The sequence below is a fragment of the Lactobacillus helsingborgensis genome, from assembly GCF_000970855.1.
Taxonomy (GTDB): domain Bacteria; phylum Bacillota; class Bacilli; order Lactobacillales; family Lactobacillaceae; genus Lactobacillus; species Lactobacillus helsingborgensis.
Genome location: NZ_KQ034046.1, coordinates 361574 through 379186, shown reverse-complemented (window position 1 = coordinate 379186; position 17613 = coordinate 361574). Strand labels below are relative to the sequence as shown.

General features: G+C 37.1%; 16 protein-coding genes. 2 read left to right on the top strand and 14 right to left on the bottom strand.

Translation table 11 applies throughout. The annotated features are described in order from the left end of the window. Positions 1 to 3 precede the first annotated feature (3 nt). The 13 genes from JF73_RS01745 to JF73_RS01685 all read right to left on the bottom strand — a co-directional run bounded on the left by JF73_RS01745 (position 4) and on the right by JF73_RS01685 (position 13245). A complete protein-coding gene (locus JF73_RS01745; protein WP_046326741.1) occupies positions 4 to 921 on the bottom strand; it encodes a magnesium transporter CorA family protein in 918 nt (305 codons plus the stop codon). A gap of 136 nt (positions 922 to 1057) precedes the next feature. Beyond that, positions 1058 to 2362, bottom strand: a complete 1305-nt coding sequence (locus JF73_RS01740; RefSeq protein ID WP_038521317.1) for an extracellular solute-binding protein — start codon at positions 2360 to 2362, stop codon at positions 1058 to 1060. A 275-nt stretch (positions 2363 to 2637) separates the two neighbouring features. Continuing rightward, entirely contained in the window at positions 2638 to 3942 is a 1305-nt protein-coding gene (locus JF73_RS01735) for an extracellular solute-binding protein (RefSeq protein WP_046326740.1), read from the bottom strand. Between the two features lie 48 nt (positions 3943 to 3990). Then, positions 3991 to 5286: an MBL fold metallo-hydrolase gene (locus JF73_RS01730; protein WP_046326739.1), complete on the bottom strand. Its 1296-nt coding sequence runs from the start codon at positions 5284 to 5286 to the stop codon at positions 3991 to 3993. Continuing rightward, positions 5270 to 6094 carry a carbohydrate ABC transporter permease gene (locus tag JF73_RS01725; protein ID WP_046326738.1) on the bottom strand — a complete coding sequence of 275 codons (825 nt, stop codon included), beginning with the start codon at positions 6092 to 6094 and terminating at the stop codon, positions 5270 to 5272. Before JF73_RS01725 ends, JF73_RS01730 begins: the two co-directional genes overlap by 17 nt. Continuing rightward, positions 6095 to 6961: a carbohydrate ABC transporter permease gene (locus JF73_RS01720; RefSeq protein WP_038521305.1), complete on the bottom strand. Its 867-nt coding sequence runs from the start codon at positions 6959 to 6961 to the stop codon at positions 6095 to 6097. It abuts the gene before it with no gap. Further along, positions 6961 to 8046, bottom strand: a complete 1086-nt coding sequence (locus tag JF73_RS01715) for an ABC transporter ATP-binding protein (protein WP_046326737.1) — start codon at positions 8044 to 8046, stop codon at positions 6961 to 6963. Before JF73_RS01715 ends, JF73_RS01720 begins: the two co-directional genes overlap by 1 nt. Before the next feature lie 321 nt (positions 8047 to 8367). Further along, entirely contained in the window at positions 8368 to 9243 is an 876-nt protein-coding gene (locus JF73_RS01710; RefSeq protein WP_046326736.1) for a DNA/RNA non-specific endonuclease, read from the bottom strand. Positions 9244 to 9383: 140 nt separating this feature from the next. After that, complete coding sequence (locus JF73_RS01705) at positions 9384 to 10337, bottom strand: exonuclease domain-containing protein (protein WP_046326735.1); 954 nt, start codon at positions 10335 to 10337, stop codon at positions 9384 to 9386. A gap of 10 nt (positions 10338 to 10347) precedes the next feature. After that, positions 10348 to 11169 (bottom strand): SIR2 family NAD-dependent protein deacylase, encoded by an 822-nt coding sequence (locus JF73_RS01700; RefSeq protein ID WP_046326734.1) that lies wholly within the window; start codon positions 11167 to 11169, stop codon positions 10348 to 10350. A 13-nt stretch (positions 11170 to 11182) separates the two neighbouring features. Beyond that, complete coding sequence (locus JF73_RS01695; RefSeq protein ID WP_046326733.1) at positions 11183 to 11818, bottom strand: DUF421 domain-containing protein; 636 nt, start codon at positions 11816 to 11818, stop codon at positions 11183 to 11185. 12 nt (positions 11819 to 11830) lie between these two features. Next, positions 11831 to 12280, bottom strand: a complete 450-nt coding sequence (locus JF73_RS01690) for a DUF3290 domain-containing protein (RefSeq protein ID WP_046326732.1) — start codon at positions 12278 to 12280, stop codon at positions 11831 to 11833. Positions 12281 to 12498: 218 nt separating this feature from the next. Continuing rightward, on the bottom strand, positions 12499 to 13245 hold the full coding sequence (locus tag JF73_RS01685) for a PAS domain-containing protein (RefSeq protein ID WP_046326731.1): 747 nt from the start codon (positions 13243 to 13245) through the stop codon (positions 12499 to 12501). Positions 13246 to 13406: 161 nt separating this feature from the next. Between JF73_RS01685 and JF73_RS01680 the strand changes: the two genes are divergently transcribed. Together JF73_RS01680 and JF73_RS01675 are read left to right on the top strand one after the other, a co-directional pair. Next, entirely contained in the window at positions 13407 to 14321 is a 915-nt protein-coding gene (locus JF73_RS01680; protein WP_046326730.1) for a proline-specific peptidase family protein, read from the top strand. 442 nt (positions 14322 to 14763) lie between these two features. Then, positions 14764 to 16011 (top strand): glycosyltransferase family 2 protein, encoded by a 1248-nt coding sequence (locus JF73_RS01675; RefSeq protein WP_052727759.1) that lies wholly within the window; start codon positions 14764 to 14766, stop codon positions 16009 to 16011. A 315-nt stretch (positions 16012 to 16326) separates the two neighbouring features. Here JF73_RS01675 and JF73_RS01670 read toward each other — a convergent pair whose 3' ends face one another. After that, a complete protein-coding gene (locus tag JF73_RS01670; protein ID WP_046327377.1) occupies positions 16327 to 17568 on the bottom strand; it encodes an MFS transporter in 1242 nt (413 codons plus the stop codon). Positions 17569 to 17613: the final 45 nt, after the last annotated feature.

Here is a 17613-nt window from a genome sequence, read left to right as displayed (position 1 = left end):
AGCTTAAAAGAAATGATGTCGTTTCATTAAAACAATCAACCAACCCATTAGAAAGACTGTCACCACTATGATCGCAATCCAGTCAGAAGAACTATGACCAACCGGCAAGCTCACATTCATACCATAAAAGCCGGTCAAGATCGTTGGTATTGTTAAAACCAAAGACCAAACGGTTAGGAACTTCATAGTATCATTCAAATTATTGTTCATCATGTTGTTAGAAGTTGCAGACAAAGTTTGCGTAACCTGTTGCGAAATTTTCACCATTTCTGCCGCCTGATTTGATTCAATCAGTACATCATCTAGACGTTCACGCCCAGGCTTAGTAAAATCCAATTCAGACATTTTTAAGCTATGCAGCATCATTAAATTAGTTTGAATTGAGCTGGAAAGATACACCAAGCTTTTTTCAATATTTGACAATTCAACCAAATCTTTATTATTAATATCGCCAGATAATTTTTGATCTAAACTGTTGCGCTCAGCGTCAAGTTGAGTAACAGCACGTTGAAAATATTGTGATAAGTACAACAAAAATTTCATTAGCAATTCAGTCACGTCCTGAGCCAAGGATAAATCCCGTCTTGAAGTATTATCATTGAACTCATCAAATACATAACTGGTTGATTCTGTGTGAAACGTAAAAATATTTTGACCAGATACTAAAAAAGTAACTGGATGTGCCGTAAAGTGTTTAATCGTCTTAGTAGGCCAGATCGGCACATCATAAACTAGTAAGTGAATATGAGTGTGCGTATCGTAATCATAGTGCGGCCTTTCATGTCTATCAGAAATATAAGAAATCATATCTGGAGTAAAATGGAAATCTATTTGCAGTCGGTTGCTGTCTTCTTCACTCAAATTACTGATGTCATACCATTTATAATTGGTTTCCACCGGAAACTTTTGCTCTCTAATCACTTTTTCACCCCTGGCCGTTATATTTAGCCGGTGTTGTGCCAGCTTTTTTATGCCAATATTATCTTACCATTCAAGTGAAAAACGACAAATAAAAAAACAGGCATCAACCTGTTTTTTTTAATCTTATAGCGCTTTGTTATTGTTGCCATGCCGCATTAAATTTATTTTTACCAGTTGTGATTGCTTTTTCAACATTCCGGTTCTTTTGTGCAGCCGATAAAATAGATTGCATTATCGGTGTCAATTGACTAAATGTAGCACTAGAATCCTTAATCACAGGAACACTGTAAAGTGAATTGGCATTAAGAATATCTTCCAACTTAGCAGGCAGCTTAAAGTCTTTGTTTGACTTATAAGTATCTGACTTAGTTGCTTCTTCATTAACTGGAATATATCCCGTTTCTTTAGCCCACTTAATTTGGCTTTCTTTACTAGAAAGGTATTTCATAAATTTGAAGGCAGCTGCCTTTTGCATCGCACTCGCATGACTAAACATGTAAATATCGGTACCTTGTGACATAGTGTATTTACTTGGGCGGGCAGCAACTTCATAATTGAAACCCTTTTTAGCTGCTTGCTTGATCCATGTTTCTGTTGATGAAGAAGTCACAAACATAGCCAGCTTCTCATTTGTAAATGGAATATACAAGTATTTATCAGAGCCTGGCATTCTAAAGTAGCCCGCTTTTTCGCCAGCTATAAAGTAATTGAGTAACTTTCTTGACTTGGTTCCCGTAAAATTGATTTTGCTGGAGAAGTCTTCACCTTGGTTTTTCATACCCAAAACATAGTAGTTGTCCAAGTCATCGAAGCCGGCACCTACTACCTTGTGATTACTCTTTTCGTAAATAGTTTGAGCTGCAGCCTTGACCTCACTCATAGTTGTAGGTACTTTTGTAACGCCATAGCGCTTAAGCATCTTCGGGTTATAAATCAAAACCTCAATTGACTTATTGAAAGGAATACCGTATTGCGTGCCTTTAATTTGGGCTCCGTTCAACATATCGGTTTTAATGCCTGATGCTTCTACACTGCCCCAACCAACATCTTTGTTATTGATGTATGGTTTAAGGTCGACCAGCATCTTATTTTTAGCTGCACTTTCAAGCCAGCCAGGATATGCTTGGGTGATTGTCGGTAAATTTTTAGGTGATTGCAAAGTTGATGTAATTTTAGATTGCAGGTTATCATAATCACCTTGTTGCTCAAGTTTAATCTTAATCTTAGGATTTTTATTTTCAAAATCTTGAGCTAAACTTTTTAGCGTTTTTTCCTGAGAGCCCTGCATTCCATGCCAAAAGACAACAGTAGTTTTTTGAGTAACTTTTGGTATTTTAGAGCTTGAGGATGATGAACTATTGTTATTGTTAGAACAAGCAGCAGTTCCAATTAACGCCAAGCTCGCGACTGCAAATGCCGCCAGCTTTTTACTAAAATTCATGATATATTTTTCCTCCAGAATATTTTCAATTGCCCAGTAGTGATTACTTGAGCATTTAACTCTCACTTATTGTATAGCAAACAATACCAGAATACAATAAATCCAATTGAAAAAATTCGCTTTTTTTTGGCTATTTAAACTTATTTTGATTTAAAGTTCGATACGTTACGAACAATTAATCGTTCGCCGCTATTTTGTTCTTTTTTAACCAATAAGCAAAAAAAAGAACCTGTCATTTAATGACAGGTTCGGTAATAAAAATTGCTATTTAGTTTTTATTGTTTCCAAGCGGCATCGAATTTTGCTTTACCACTTTTAATAGCGTTATCAACATTTTGCCCTTTTTGTGCTGCAGCAAAAATATTTTGCATAACTGGGTTTAAGTTACCATAAGCAGCACCAGCATTTTTAATAATTGGTACGCTGTAAAGATTTGCCATTGCGTCTTCAAGTTTAGCTGGCAATTTCAGCTTCTTGCTGTCCTTGTATTCAGCTGAATCAGCAGCAGCTTGACTAACTGGGATGTAACCAGTAGCATTAGCCCATTCAAGTTGACTCGCCTTTGAAGTTAGGAACTTAATGTAAGTAAATGCAGCTGACTTTTGATCTGCTGAGGCATGTTTAAACATATAAATGTCTGTACCTTGAGACATAGTGTATTTGCCTGGGCGAGGTGCAACATCATAAGTAAATTTGTTGCCGACTCCTTGTTTAACAAAGCCTTCACCGGCAGAAGTCCCGATGTACATTGCAACCTTTTGGTTAGCAAATGGACCAGAGAGGTAATGTTCTGAACCAGCTACTCTGAAGTAACCAGCCTTGATGCCATCTGCGTAGAAATTAATAACTTTCTTAGAAGTGTTGCCGGTAAAATCAATTTTACTTGAGAAGTCGACGCCTTCATTCTTCATACCTAAAGTATAGTAATTTGACAAAGAGTCAAAACCGGCACCGACTACCTTATGGTTACTCTTTTTATAGATGATTTGTGAATCTTTTTTCAGTTCATCCATAGTTGCCGGAGCCTTCTTAATGCCGTATTTCTTAAGCAAATCTGCATTGTAAGTCAAAACCTCAATTGATTTATTAAAAGGAATACCGTATTGTTTGCCCTCAATCTTCGCACCATCAAGAAGTGCAGACTTGATATCAGACGCCTTGCTGCTGCCCCAACCAACTTCTTTATTATTAATATAAGGTGTTAGGTCAACGAGCATATTTTTCTTAGCTGCATTAAAGAGCCAGTCAGGATATGCTTGGGTAATAGTAGGCAGGTTATTAGGTGACTGCAGGGTCGAATTAATTTTGGCTTGCAAGTCATTATATGCACCCTGGTTTTCCAACTTAACTTTAATCTTAGGATTTTTACTTTCAAATTCCTGTGTCAATTTCTTTAAAGTTGCTTGTTGCACACCAGTCATACCATGCCAAAAGACAATGTTAGTTGTCTTTTTAACTTTAGCAATTTTATCTGAACTTGAAGATGATGAAGAATTGTTTCCACCATTAGAACAAGCTGCAGTACCAACCAGAGCTAAGCCAATTGCAAACGCAGCGGCTAACTTTTTACGAAACTTCATTTGGTTAAACCTCCCAAATATAAACTAAACAACATTTTTTTTGATTAATCAAAGCGTAATTGTTTGGTTGCGCTTTGGTAAAATCCTTTTACCATAAGGGTTCTCCACCAGCTCCGGATGCAATGTGTGCACTGGAATGAGTGTTGGTGGTTGAACCATATCAATAATTTGTGCTAGTTCCCTTTCGTCGGCGTGACCAGAACAACGCAACGTCTGAACCTCAATCTCCTGATCAGCCAATTTTTGCATAAAAGGTTGATAGGCTGGATCAAAATCACCTAAGGGCTCCGCATTAGAATGAATATAAAGCCCTCCTTTTTGCAACTGATCAAAATCTGCAACGGCTTGCCAGAGGAATTCGTGATCATCATTTAACAGTTCTTCATAATGAACCGCTAATTCTGGTTTCAGATCAGCGAATTTTTGCTCCCCTGGCAAGTAATAATACGGAAAGTCCTTATTTAAACTCTCCTTGAACAAATGGGCCCTAGCAGCATGTAAAACAACGCGGCGTGGCGAGTCAGAAATGATGCGCAGCAACCGTTCAACATTGGTAGGGTAAGTATTGAAGGTGACTTGCCGCTTGGGATTGTCATTTTGCAATTGGATAAATTGAGCAGTCAGCTCAGCCTCATTTTTAGGACCGGTAAATTCTTCGCTACTTTCTTCATGCTTTTCTTCGGGCCAAGAAAAGCCAGTTGCCTCAGTAATCAGAACATCGCATTCTTTTGCAGCTATCAAAAAATTTTTGACCCAATCGGGGTGATAACCGTGTAAGCGAATGTCACCAGTATATGCAATTGCTAAATCAGGTGTCTTGACAATAAGTCCAGTCGCACCATAGGCATCGTGGTCACTAGGCCAAACCGTCATTGTAATATCGCCCACTTCAATCGGCTTTTGATACTGCGCCGCAATAATGGGACGAGTATAGCTCGGCTTATGACCAGCAGCTGGGAGCAGAAAGTCCCCTTTTTCGTTCAAAGCCGGCAACATCTTAGCTGTGATCGGTCCAGCATACAAAGGTATTTCAGGTGCTAAGAAATTCATAGCCTTACTGTGATCAAGGTGAAGATGCGACATGTAGGCTGCGGCATGTGTCCACCGCTCATGATCAAGTGGTTGCCCAGTTAATTCAGGATCATAAAAGTTGGGCACATCCCCAATTAACTGGTTGTTAACTAAAGTCTGATACTTTTCATCAGGCAGATTTAATTCCGGTCTGTAGACTTCACCCAAATCAAATAAAATATGCGATTTACGGTAAGCGACTTCGATCATCGGTCCACCAATGGTATTCAAGCCGTTATAAAAGGTAATGGTGGTCTTAGCCTTTGAGGTCATTACGTACTACCCCCTTAATAATCTGTTTTCTAAAGATTAAGTACAAGACTAAAATAGGCAAAACCGTAAGGGTTGCAGCGGCTAATTGCAGCTGCGTTTCACTACCGGCATCAGATGCAAAGGCTGACAAGCCGTTATTAAGTAGCCTCATAGTATCTTCATTCGTTACAAGCAAAGGCCAAAGGAAAGAATTCCAACCAGAGATGAAACTTAAAAGACCGACAGTAAATAAACCGCCTTTTGACATCGGGACTAAAATTTTCCAGATGTAATCCCAGTCGCTTGCTCCATCAATCATAGCGGCTTTATAAATCGTATCTGAGATTGAGCCGAAGTAGCTTTGCAAGTAATACATGTAGAATATAGAAGTCAAGAACGGTAAGACCAAACCCACATAAGTGTTCAATAAACCCATGTGCGCAATCGTATTATAGTTAGTAAAGATGATTGCTTCTCCTGGAACCATCAATAGTGACAAAAGCACCAATTGAATTAACCCTTTGCCCTTAAAGCGCAGGTTAACCATCGCAAACGCACCTAATAAAGAGTTAAACAAACTAACGATCGTAGTGACGCTGGCAGTTAATACCGTATTGAAAAAATAACGACCAAATGGTGCCCGCGCAAAAACTGTAGCGTAGTTGGACCACTCAAAGTGATGCGGAATTAATGTAGGAGGAATTGAAGTAGTTTCCTGAAAACTCATCAAACCGCCCAAAATCATATAAATAAAGGGAAAAACGGTAATGATGGCAAAGATAAATAAAATAATGTAACTGAATAAAACTCCTAAGCGAATTCGTTTCATTTAATTTTCTCCTACCTTCTTCATCATTTTTCGCTGCAAAAATGTGGCAAACAGAATTATCAGGAACAAGATCACTGTCGCCGCCATTGCAACTCCAGGGGTGCCAACTATTTGGAACTTATTGTAAATATAGAAGACGGCGGTTGTCCCTGAATTTCCGACTCCGGCTTGCCCGTTAAAGAGTGCATAAACAGATGTATAAATTTTAAATGCTCCAATCACATTCATGGTAAGTAGAAATGCAATTGTAGGAACTAGTTCGGGCATGGTAATGCGCCAGAACTTATCACGGCCGCTTGCACCATACATATCGGCAATAGTGTAAAAATTGGGATCAATATTACGTAGTGCCCCCATCAAAATAACTATGTTGAAAGCCAGTGACGACCAAATACCAAAGATAATAATAGTCGTCAAAGACATTGCCGGATCATCAATCCAATCAGGAGCTGGCAGGTGCAGTGACCTGAGCAAAAAGTTCAGCATCCCGTAATCACCATTGAAGATATAACGAAAAACAATACCAATCGCAATCGTTGAAGTAACATAAGGCATGAAAAATGTGGTTTCAAAGAATGACTTGTGTTTTACCTTATCAAAAATAATCCAGGCCAGCATGATTGAGATTGCCAGTCCAACCGGCACTGAAATAACGGCATATAGAACGGTATTCTTGATAGCCAGCCAAAACTCGGGATCGTTAAAAATATACTGGTAGTTGCTAAAACCATTCCAATGTAAGTCAATTAAGGAACCACCCTGAAAGCTCATGCCAAATGCACGTAAAATAGGATAAATGCTAAACAGAGTGACGAAAATAATTGTTGGTGCTAAAAAAAGCCAAGCCTTTTTCTGATTTGTCTTCATTAGTAAACTCGCTCTCCTTCAGGTGTAAACAGGAATACCCTATTTAGCCGCATTTTCAGTTTTACTACATCACCATGCTTAATTGGAGCTTCTAAATTGATTAGTGAACGCACTTGTTGATTATCAAATGTAAATTTTAAAATTCGTTCACGTCCAATTAATTCAATATCGTCCACTTTTGTTTCAAAAAGACCATCATGGTCGGGAACGATATTTTCTGGTCGCACAGATAAGACATACTCACCGTCTGGGAGTTCACGCTTAAAACGTGACTGCTCCATATCGGCAAGATTTATCGTAAATTGGCTTGACTTTATTTCATTTGCTGTTTTAGTTACTTTAAAATTATCAATTACCGGATTGCCTACAAAATTGGCTACAAAATAATTATTAGGTTCCAAATAGAAATTTTGGCCTAAATCATCTTGTTGAATAATGCCATCATTGAACAAAATAATCTTATCACCAATTGACAACGCTTCTTCTTGGTCATGGGTGACAAAGAGGGTCGTGATCCCTACGGTTTTTACCAGTGACCGTATTTCTTCACGAATTTTCAAGCGCAATCTAGCATCCAAATTGCTTAATGGCTCATCCATCAGCAGAATTTGGGGTTCTTGTACTAAGGCGCGGGCAATTGCTACTCGTTGCTGCTGACCACCGGATAGATTACCCGGCTTTTGGTCAGCCAGCTCAGTAATTTGAGTCAACTCCATATATTTAGTAGCAATTTCTTTAGCTTCAGCTTTAGACTTTTTATTAGCTCCCACAATTAACGGAAACATTACGTTTTGCAAAACAGTCATATGTGGATATAATGCATAGTTTTGAAAAACGTAGCCAATATGGCGATCTTTAGGCGCAACTTTTATAACTGACTTACCGTTAAATAAAATATCTCCCTCTGTAGGGTTTAAAAGGCCTGCCAGCATATTTAAAATGGTTGTTTTACCGCATCCAGACGGTCCCAGCAAACAGACCAGATCTCCTTTTTTAACGGAAAAGCTGACATTTTTGATCGCCTCATGCCCATTGTCATAAACTTTCCGCAAATTTTTTACTTCAACAAACTTATTGTTATCCATTTAACTCGCACCACTATAATTTGTATTTTACTTTTTACTTCTTTAATTTTATGATAAAAGTTCTTAGAACACAACCTTATTTGCTCAATGAAAATTCGGGGTTCAGTTGTGATAAGCACCTTTTTGACCCAAATATTCGTATTACTTGTGTAAATCGCTAATTATTTTACAAAAATAGTATTTAATGTTCTCTTTTTCTCATATTACCATTAACAAAAAAGGCAGCTGTAAATCTTACCGTTGCCCCTTTTAATTCCTGTATATATTAATTACTATTTTATCCGAACATTTGCCTATTCATTTGCATTTTTCTAGAACACATCAATTATAATTTTCTTCGACCAGCATTTCATGATCAATCCTAGCCCGCCCATTATTATAGTTAAAAGAGTAGCCCGGCTGAATGTTAAATAAGTAAACGTTAAAATCAAGTTCACCGTCAGTAGAAACTGCCTGCAAGTTAATTCCCCGTGCCATTAGTTCTTCACCGCGAAAAATAGGGGTGGCTTGATAAATCACTTTTTTATTCTGTCTCAAGGCTACACGAATACGACTCTCAAACATGGTTTGGATTCGCTGGTTCGAAAAAGCAGACTGGGTGAACAAATTTTTAGGATTATTTTGATCACCGGAAAGATTGTCAGGATTAAAATTACCCTCTTGATCAATACCGGCAGAAACCGAATAAGCTATCAAATGCCCACGATTATAAATTTGGGTACCGTTACGCCGATTGTAGTGCCAACCTGTAGGCTCAACGAATTGCCGCACTCTAAGGCTATCATTTGCCACATTCCTTTTTTGTAAAAAAGCCGTGTTGGAATGTGAAGTGCGGTTTAGGCTGTCTAAATTCGCATAAATGACGCGGTTAACCCGCCAAGCATTTTTAATCAAAGTTGAGTGATCATTATTAACCGTAATATATGCAGAACTGCCACTCTTAAAATCTAAATTAGCTAATTTTTGATAATCTTGACTTGATAAACCACCATAAACTTTAGCTGCCGGTTTTGCCTGCGTAATCTTATTATTTTTCTGATGGTCACTGCGGGTAATTCTGTCAATCGTTTGGTGCCCATTCGGATCAGAGCCGCCTTTAGTTGAAATAAACCAGATTAAAAATAAAACCAGAATAACTATTGCCCAGAAGTCGCTGATATTGGCTTTATTGCTCCGTCTGCCTCGCCTGCGTGCCATTCAAATCGCTCCTTATTTAATAATAATTAAGTATAGCTAAACGAACTACTGTTTGCAACCGGAACAATAAAAAGGAAAATCTATTAACAAAATAAGTCCTAAAAGTAGGCAAACTTTCAGGACTCTTAACTTAGCACTTTTTAACTCCTAGCCCATTCATCAAGCGTATTTAAGAAATAGCTTTCAGACAGACGCTTAATTTTACTACCAGCGCGATTAAATTCTTTTGCTTTGAGAGCTTCCGCATTGCTTTTACTAAAAAAGCCATCATCACTCATAATTAAATAATCAGTATCCGCTTTAACACCAGTTTGCGCAATCCCGTTCATATTATTAACCATTTGTGCAGCTTCAGCAGCATCTATTTCTACTTCGGGAGCAAAAGCAATCTTCTTATTGTTAACCGGGTTACGAAAGCCCAATTCCCAAGTTTCAAGTTCATCTTGTAATAAATCAAAGTTTTTTAGTTTGCCTTGTGCTTTTTCTAAAAGTTCGGGCTTAAAATGCTGGTGAAAATCATCATAAACTTTTTTAGTATCAAGAGAATCATCCAGACCATGATGCTGCTCTACTTGGGCAATACCCGCACGTTGAATACAGTCAAGCAAGCGGTTATGCTGCTTGGGATAATAAACGCGAGCTAGACGCAAAACATCAACGTAGTCATTATTCAGTTCGGGCAAATGAAACTTTTGCGTTAAATCATACAGGAAATTTAAGTCAAAATTGACATTGTAACCAATGATAATATCATCACCAATAAAACTGCGAAAAGCCGTCATTACTTCTTTTACAGGTTTTCCTTCTTTAAGCAGCAGCTCTTCAGTAATACCGTTTAACTTGGTGATAAAACTGGGAACATGGTTTGAACGCGGATAAACTACCAACTGGCTAAATTCATCCACAATCTTATTATTACGTACTTTAACTGCGCCCATTTCGGTCACATGATCGCGATATGGGTTTAAGCCCGTGGTTTCAATATCAAGCATGGTATAGTCGGAAATAAAATCAGGCCATTCCTGTCCTTTACCCCTTATTTTATCTTGAACGCCAGAAACATGCAGCACGCCATTTTTTACGTAAATACTCATTGAAAATCAGTTACTCCGTTACTAAATAATTAATTAAACTCGCTGTATCTCCATTCACGCCGGCACTACGCTCCTGAATTTCGGGCAGTAACGTTTCTTGCGGGAAATCTGCGGCAACGTACGACCACTGCGGGTATTCTGCAACCAAATGCTCAATTGGCTCACGCAATTGCGGACTGGTTTCATCAACACCCAGTTCTAAAAAGACCGTATTTTTGTCCTCATTGCCAGTCAAAAACCAACGGAAGCGGCTATTGGCGTCGGTATCTGGGTAAAAATGATCGTTTAAAGGCATGTGAATTTCCAATGGCTGTCCGCAAACTTCACACTTGGGAACCAGATGTTCTAAAGCTGCTCTTGACTTAGCTACAACAAATTTTTGCACCACGTTGGAAGAGTCTTGCAGACCATGATTGACACCACTGGAACACTGCATCTTGGTCCAATCCCCGAAAGCGTTAAAGATACGGTTTTCGTTAAAACCCGCGGTTTCGAAAAAATGACCAAAAGTTGAAGTGGCAATAAAATATTGTCGGTTACCAATTAACTGCTTTAATTGTTTTAATGTCTCACTGGGACGATACGCCAGAGAATATTTTTGAATAAGGCGCGACCATAATTGCCACTTTTCAGACCAGGAAGAAAGGTGCTGGTCAAGTGCATAGCCTACAGAGTGGACATCATATTTTTGCACAATATCTGGAAAAGCCCGCTCAAAATTTTCTTCACCTAAAAGGTCAAGCCCTTCCGCTTTAGCTAAACCATTACCAGCAACTACTATCACAGCTTCCGCATTTTGCACTAAGTTTTGCGCCTTATTCAAATTTTCCATTTATTTCCCTTTTCTATTTTTGCTTATAACCCGTGAAAGAAACTTGACCATTTTCAAATTCACCCAAAAAGATATCACTGGGATCATTATAACCAGCTTTTTTGAGCTGTTTATTCAGCCAATCTTCATCCTTATTAATAGATTCAAGCACATCTTGGTTGATTTGACCATCATTAATTAAAGGAAAACGGACATTATTTTCATCTTTTTTGATCACGGTTAGTTGACCATTCTTTTCAAAGATACAATTTTTCACTTGATCAACAGAATAGATGCCCTGACTGCGTAATTTGAACATTAGTTCATTGGCCGAAAGTCCAGCAGATAAGCAATTACGTGGTAAAACCTGACCGTTTTTAACTATTTGAATTGGCTTACCATCAATCAAACTGCGAATAAAGTTACTGTGTTCCCGGGCAAACTTCAAAATAAAGACCACTAATGTCCAAACAATCAAAACCAGCAGAAACTGTAAAACGGAAATATTGGCATTATAAATAACACCACCAATGATGCCACCAAGAACATAGTTCTGCAGTTGGTCCAAAGCGGTTGTAGGAGCTATGTTACTTTTGCCAAAAACATTGATTTGAAAAATTAAAGTTAACACACCTAAAACAAATTTAATAAAAAGCTGCGTATAATTCATTATTGCTTCCTCCTAATTCTTGACATCGACTTTGTGATTGATCACGTGTGCCTGCTTTAATGTATATGAATTATTGTCATCATTTAATTCCAACTGGTAATCAATGTCTTTTGAATCTACTCTGACAATTAAGCCATCTTGCAGCGTGGTAGAATTGACCATCACATCAGAGACCGGGACCTTATTATCTTTAGCCACTGATTTGATAAAGGGGCCAATTTGTTCAGACTGCGATTTTACTACATTAGTTTGTACATATTTTTCATATTGCGTTCCCATAAATAATAATAAAAATAACAGTGCAATAATCCCTAAATCACGATAACGTGTATCAAATCTGTGTCTGAGATAAAGTACGGTGAAAGCAATCATGGTCAAAGCCGCGAAAGCAATCAAAACATATAGAATAGTTTTACTGGTATTTTGATTTTGCTCAATATATTTAAGTGTGTAAAAAGTCATAACATAATTACCTCTATGAAAATAATTCAACCTATTTTTTATAATTAATACGCTTATAAAAGCTGCTATTAATTGTTTTATATCTACCAAATATTGTTAAGAATAGCTATTTTCCTCCTTCTAGGCTCTAACTGTGTTTATAAGCCTACCTATTATCAGTATAACAAAAAAGTAGTTAGAACCAGTCTAACTACCACTTGCAAATATTTAATTTATTTTTAGTTATGGGAAGCTCCTGTTGCAGTGTCCGGCTCAACTGCCTTGGCCTCTTCTTCTGCAGCTGCTGCAGCCTTAGTTGAAGCTTTCGTCTGAGCATCAGGAGCGGAATTTCTCCTATATGTAGCTCCTGTTGTAGCGTCTGGATCAACTACCAGCTTTTGTCCCTTTGTTTCACAGAAGTATTTTACTAACGGATAAAGGTCCTGCACCCATTCATAAATACCGGCATAATTGCCTTCATCATCTTCAACACGCTTATAATAATGCAAAACCAATTGCTTAAGGTTGCCAGTTGGTACTGGCATGTAAACCGTGTCATGTCCGCCTTCTTTGGTGCGCAAAGCATGGACAACTTTTTTTGCTTCCAAAATGACATCACGTACATCGGGGTGAACCTCACCCATCGTATTTCCTACTTGTGCCGGTACCCTTTTAGCCTTCATTTTGACATTAGGATCAACCGGACGGTTGTACCACAGGAATTGGTTATTATCGTCAACAAAAGTTAGCTCACCGATGGTATTGCGCAGCATCCAGTTGATTTGATTAACTGTTAACAGTCCGCTATCAAGCTTGACATAATCGTCGCCCGTAGCAGCATGTGTTTTTTCTGCCGCCTTATCAAGCCAATCTGGATCGTTCTTAATCAGATCCGCCACAGTATAACGGCTTTTGCCTTGAGCATCAAAGTCTTCCTTTAAATATTGATCTTTGTCCATATCTTTTAACCATTTGGGTTCAGCCATTTTCATTCTCCTTAATTTTTAGCTAAAGTAATAATTTCATTGTAACACGTAAGCGCTTAGCAAAATTTGCTATTTTAAAACATTTTTCATTTTTGATTTGTTTTTCTTTTCATTATAATGAGCTAAAATAGAGTCTAACTGATAATAAAAAGGAGAAAAATATGAAAACAGGGACAAAAATTATTACGCTTGATAACGGCTATCATTTATGGACAAATACCCAAGGTAAAGGAGATATTCATTTACTAGCTCTGCACGGTGGACCCGGAGGCAACCATGAATACTGGGAAGACACCGCGGCACAACTGCAAAAGCAAGGCTTGAACGTTCAAGTAACAATGTATGATCAACTGGGTTCTCTTTATTCCGACCAGCCAGATTACTCAGATCCAGCCATTGCCAGCAAATATTTAACCTACGACTATTTCTTAGATGAAGTTGATGAGGTCAGAGAAAAATTGGGGTTAGACAATTTTTACCTGATTGGACAAAGCTGGGGCGGACTTTTGGTACAAGAATATGCCGTCAAATATGGGCAACACTTAAAAGGTGCAATTATTTCTTCAATGGTCGATGATATTGACGACTATGTCAAAGCCGTTAATCGCCGACGCCAAGAGGTTTTACCCCAAACCGAAATTGATTTTATGCATGAATGTGAGCAGAATAACGACTATGGCAATGCCCGTTACCAGGAAGACGTTAACATTCTAAACATCAACTTTGTTGACCGGAAACAACCGTCTAAGTTGTATCACCTAAAAGATATAGGTGGTTCCGCTGTTTACCAAGCCTTCCAAGGTGACAACGAATTTGTTATCACTGGTAAATTAAAAGACTGGCACTTTAGAAATCAGCTCAAAAATATTAAAGTGCCTACACTATTAACCTTTGGTGAAAACGAAACAATGCCAATCGCTACGGCACAGATTATGCAAAAGGAAATTCCTAATTCCCGTTTAGTTACGACTCCTAATGGTGGTCACCACCACATGGTTGATAATCCCGACGTTTATTACAGACATTTAGCTGATTTCATTAGTCAAGTAGAAAACGGCACTTTTAAAGGCGAATAATAATATTTTCAGGCAAAAAAATTTCAGACAAGCAGATAACTGCTTGTCTTTTTATTTGTTGTTTTACCCGTTAAAATTACAGCAAGGGCAAAAATTATAGTTTGAACAGACAACCCGAATCCTAACTACTTATGAATTGTGGATATAAAAATAACATTCACCCTAAAATATTCAATTTACTAAATTAATAATAAAATAATTTTACATCTTATACTATTAATATTAATAAATAAATAAAAATAATTTAATTAATTATTATTTTTATCTTTTAAATTCTTAAATTTAATGCTATTAAAGCAGTGTTTATAGGTGTATGCGTATTTAAATATAAATATTTAACTAATAATTAAGCGCTTATATATTTTATGTATATATCTATTAATGTTATTATAAATCTGAAATATATTTAGAATCATGGAAAAAATATTCGGAGACCCTTAAATTGAAATTATTTATAGACATCGTATTAATTTTGGGTGGCTGTTCATTCGTTTTTGACTTGTTCTGGATGCTCTACCTGACATTTAGTGGTAATGTCAAGCAGGACCCGTACGGCCAACGCAGTCGCAATTTTAAAACCCTGTTCTTATTGATACCGGCAATGAATGAATATCAAGCTCTACGCAAAAATATCCCCAAATTGATTGCTTTACAAAAGCAGTGCGAGGATTTTATCAGACTTAAACTCGTCTTTATTGATGATGATTCAAGTGACGGCACATCTTCCTTATTAAAAAAATATGCTTATCATCCTGATATCATAGTCATTCATCGCATCAAACCTAACGCACAACTGGGAAAAGGTCCGGCGCTACAGGACGCTGCTAATCACATTTTTAAAATGAATTATTCAATAGACGAGACAATTATCGGGGTAGTAGACGCCGATAGTCATCCTAGTAAAAAATACTTGCAACAGGTAGTACATGCTTTTGATCATTCAAATTATGATTTAGTGCAAACAAGAGTGAATATTTACAATCTTGACCACTATATTGCGGTAATGCAGAATTTTGAATTTTCCATTTATAATTCCCTTTTACAAATGGCCAGGACAAACTGGGGCTCGTCCTTAGCTTCTGGGAACGGACAGTTTATGACCTTAAAAATGGCTAAAGACGTGGGTTGGTCATCTTCCTTGCTAGAAGATTGTGAATTTTCCTTAAAGGGATTACTAAAAGGCTATCACGGTACCTTTCTCAACACTGTCAGCATCGCGCAACAAGGTGTTATCGATTATAAAAAATTAATACGCCAAAGAACACGTTGGTGCCAAGGTGGCTTTCAATGTCTCAATAATTATGGTATTCGCATCGTACGTTCAAATTCTGTGCCGACTATGGTCAAGACTTTCGTAATGTTTTTCCTATTAATCCCTGTATTTTCAATCATTATCACACCAGCAGCAGCGATTTCTTTAATAGCATTGTTAATCTACGCCAGAACTAATCCGTGGCTTAGTATATCAATTATTGTGGGTTTGCTGTTAGTACAGTATTTGTCAAACAGTCTATTAATCATCAAGCAATGGCGCGAAGCCCAATTTGATGCACCAATATCATTTTCTATCTTAATAAAAATAATCTTTCTGCTTGATATATACAGATGGTCTCTAGCTATCGTGCCCTACAAGGCATTGGGACGATTAATAGTTGGCAATAACTCTTGGTCAAAAACTTCTCATAACTAAAATCACAGAAATTGTAATTAATTACTATTTTTAAAAATTTTTACATTCAAAAAGACTAATAAATTTGTGCAGTAATAAGCAATTTATTAGTCTTTTATTTTTGCTAGATATGAAATTATCGCATTAATCCAAATTAAGTGTGCTACTGTTTTCTTCTGAATTGTAGCCAGCCGTCTTATCGAAGTAGCAATTAGGTTTAACTTCACAGCTATTATTATGAATCATAGTCTTTTATACATCTGTCATCTTAAACAAATCACCTGCATAAATAAAAATTTCACAGTTTACCACTTACCTCTAAATTCTTTTTTGCTGCTAAAGCTTGTTATCACGTTTTATTTTAGGTGTCAGCAAATAAATACTAATTACGGTAACTAGCAAAAGTGCAATTGCTGATACTCCAATGCCTGATCTTGAACCTATTTTTTTGGCGACAAGACCACCTAAAAGAAAGCCCAAAGAGTTTACCCCAATTAACACTGTTTTATAGATACTTGTTACCCGTCCAAGATATCTAGGTTCAACTTGCTGTTGCCTATTCGTGATGATACTAATATTAATAATAGATTCAATTATAGAAACAAATGCAATTGCTAAAACCATTGTTGGTACATTTTGGCTCAGAACAAAAACTACGCGAAAAAAAGCACCTGCAAAAATTAACGATACAAACAATAGATTAAACCCAATGCGTTCATTCAACCAATTGACCACCAAAGTACCAATTAAGGCACTGATAGCTGCAATCGCTACAATTATTCCAATATTTTGAGATGAAAGTCCTATTTGTGTGCGTAATATTATGAGACTATCATTATCAAAATTTGCTGAAGCAATATTAACTAGTGCAGCTAATATTAACGGATATAAAACAGAATGAAGATTAAGCGTATATTGCAGTCCTTCTTTTATATCTGTTTTTACCGTTTTAAGTGCAGATTTGAGAGCTGCATAGCCGCTAAAAGCAGCAGCCCTAGTTTGCAAGCTTATCTTTTTTTCTAGTAAAAGGCTAATTAAATAGAAAGTTGCACAAATACCAATTAAAAGGCTATGTGAAATATACTGATATAATATCCCGCCTAAAATAGGCAATGCAAAATTAGCTGCATATTGTATGCCATAAACCAGACTGTTTAATTCAGAAAAATCCTTCTTTTCTACTAAAAAAGAAGCAAAAGTAATTTCTGACACCGTATTAAGCGTGTTGGTTACACTGACAACAAGTGATACCGCATAAATAATGAAAATCATGCAATTGACTGTTAAATGGGATAGAAAGGATGCGGAAAGAATCAAATAGCTGATTAACCTAATCAAATCACTGAAAATAAGGATTCTTTTAACATCGAATTTATCTGTTAACGCACCTGCTGGAAGCCCTAAAATCAAAATGGGCAATGTTTCAATAATGGAAATTATCGATAAGTGGATACCATTTTTAGTAATATCTAGTACCATTAACGGCAATGCAAATGACATTAAAGAGCTGCCCAAGTTATCGGTGATCACTGACAAAAGGTATAGTTTATTGTTGTTACTTTTTAGTATATTTTTCATGTAAACAAACAAAAACCTTTCTTTATTTTAGGGTACTTTTCTTAA

What these genes read in the sequence shown, in the direction of transcription:
- JF73_RS01740 (WP_038521317.1), bottom strand. Translation starts at nt 2,362, where the DNA reads ATGAATTTTAGTAAAAAGCTGGCGGCATTTGCAGTCGCGAGCTTGGCG.
- JF73_RS01735 (WP_046326740.1), bottom strand. Translation starts at nt 3,942, where the DNA reads ATGAAGTTTCGTAAAAAGTTAGCCGCTGCGTTTGCAATTGGCTTAGCT.
- JF73_RS01730 (WP_046326739.1), bottom strand. Translation starts at nt 5,286, where the DNA reads ATGACCTCAAAGGCTAAGACCACCATTACCTTTTATAACGGCTTGAAT.
- JF73_RS01725 (WP_046326738.1), bottom strand. Translation starts at nt 6,094, where the DNA reads ATGAAACGAATTCGCTTAGGAGTTTTATTCAGTTACATTATTTTATTT.
- JF73_RS01720 (WP_038521305.1), bottom strand. Translation starts at nt 6,961, where the DNA reads ATGAAGACAAATCAGAAAAAGGCTTGGCTTTTTTTAGCACCAACAATT.
- JF73_RS01715 (WP_046326737.1), bottom strand. Translation starts at nt 8,046, where the DNA reads ATGGATAACAATAAGTTTGTTGAAGTAAAAAATTTGCGGAAAGTTTAT.
- JF73_RS01710 (WP_046326736.1), bottom strand. Translation starts at nt 9,243, where the DNA reads ATGGCACGCAGGCGAGGCAGACGGAGCAATAAAGCCAATATCAGCGAC.
- JF73_RS01705 (WP_046326735.1), bottom strand. Translation starts at nt 10,337, where the DNA reads ATGAGTATTTACGTAAAAAATGGCGTGCTGCATGTTTCTGGCGTTCAA.
- JF73_RS01700 (WP_046326734.1), bottom strand. Translation starts at nt 11,169, where the DNA reads ATGGAAAATTTGAATAAGGCGCAAAACTTAGTGCAAAATGCGGAAGCT.
- JF73_RS01695 (WP_046326733.1), bottom strand. Translation starts at nt 11,818, where the DNA reads ATGAATTATACGCAGCTTTTTATTAAATTTGTTTTAGGTGTGTTAACT.
- JF73_RS01690 (WP_046326732.1), bottom strand. Translation starts at nt 12,280, where the DNA reads ATGACTTTTTACACACTTAAATATATTGAGCAAAATCAAAATACCAGT.
- JF73_RS01685 (WP_046326731.1), bottom strand. Translation starts at nt 13,245, where the DNA reads ATGGCTGAACCCAAATGGTTAAAAGATATGGACAAAGATCAATATTTA.
- JF73_RS01680 (WP_046326730.1), top strand. Translation starts at nt 13,407, where the DNA reads ATGAAAACAGGGACAAAAATTATTACGCTTGATAACGGCTATCATTTA.
- JF73_RS01670 (WP_046327377.1), bottom strand. Translation starts at nt 17,568, where the DNA reads ATGAAAAATATACTAAAAAGTAACAACAATAAACTATACCTTTTGTCA.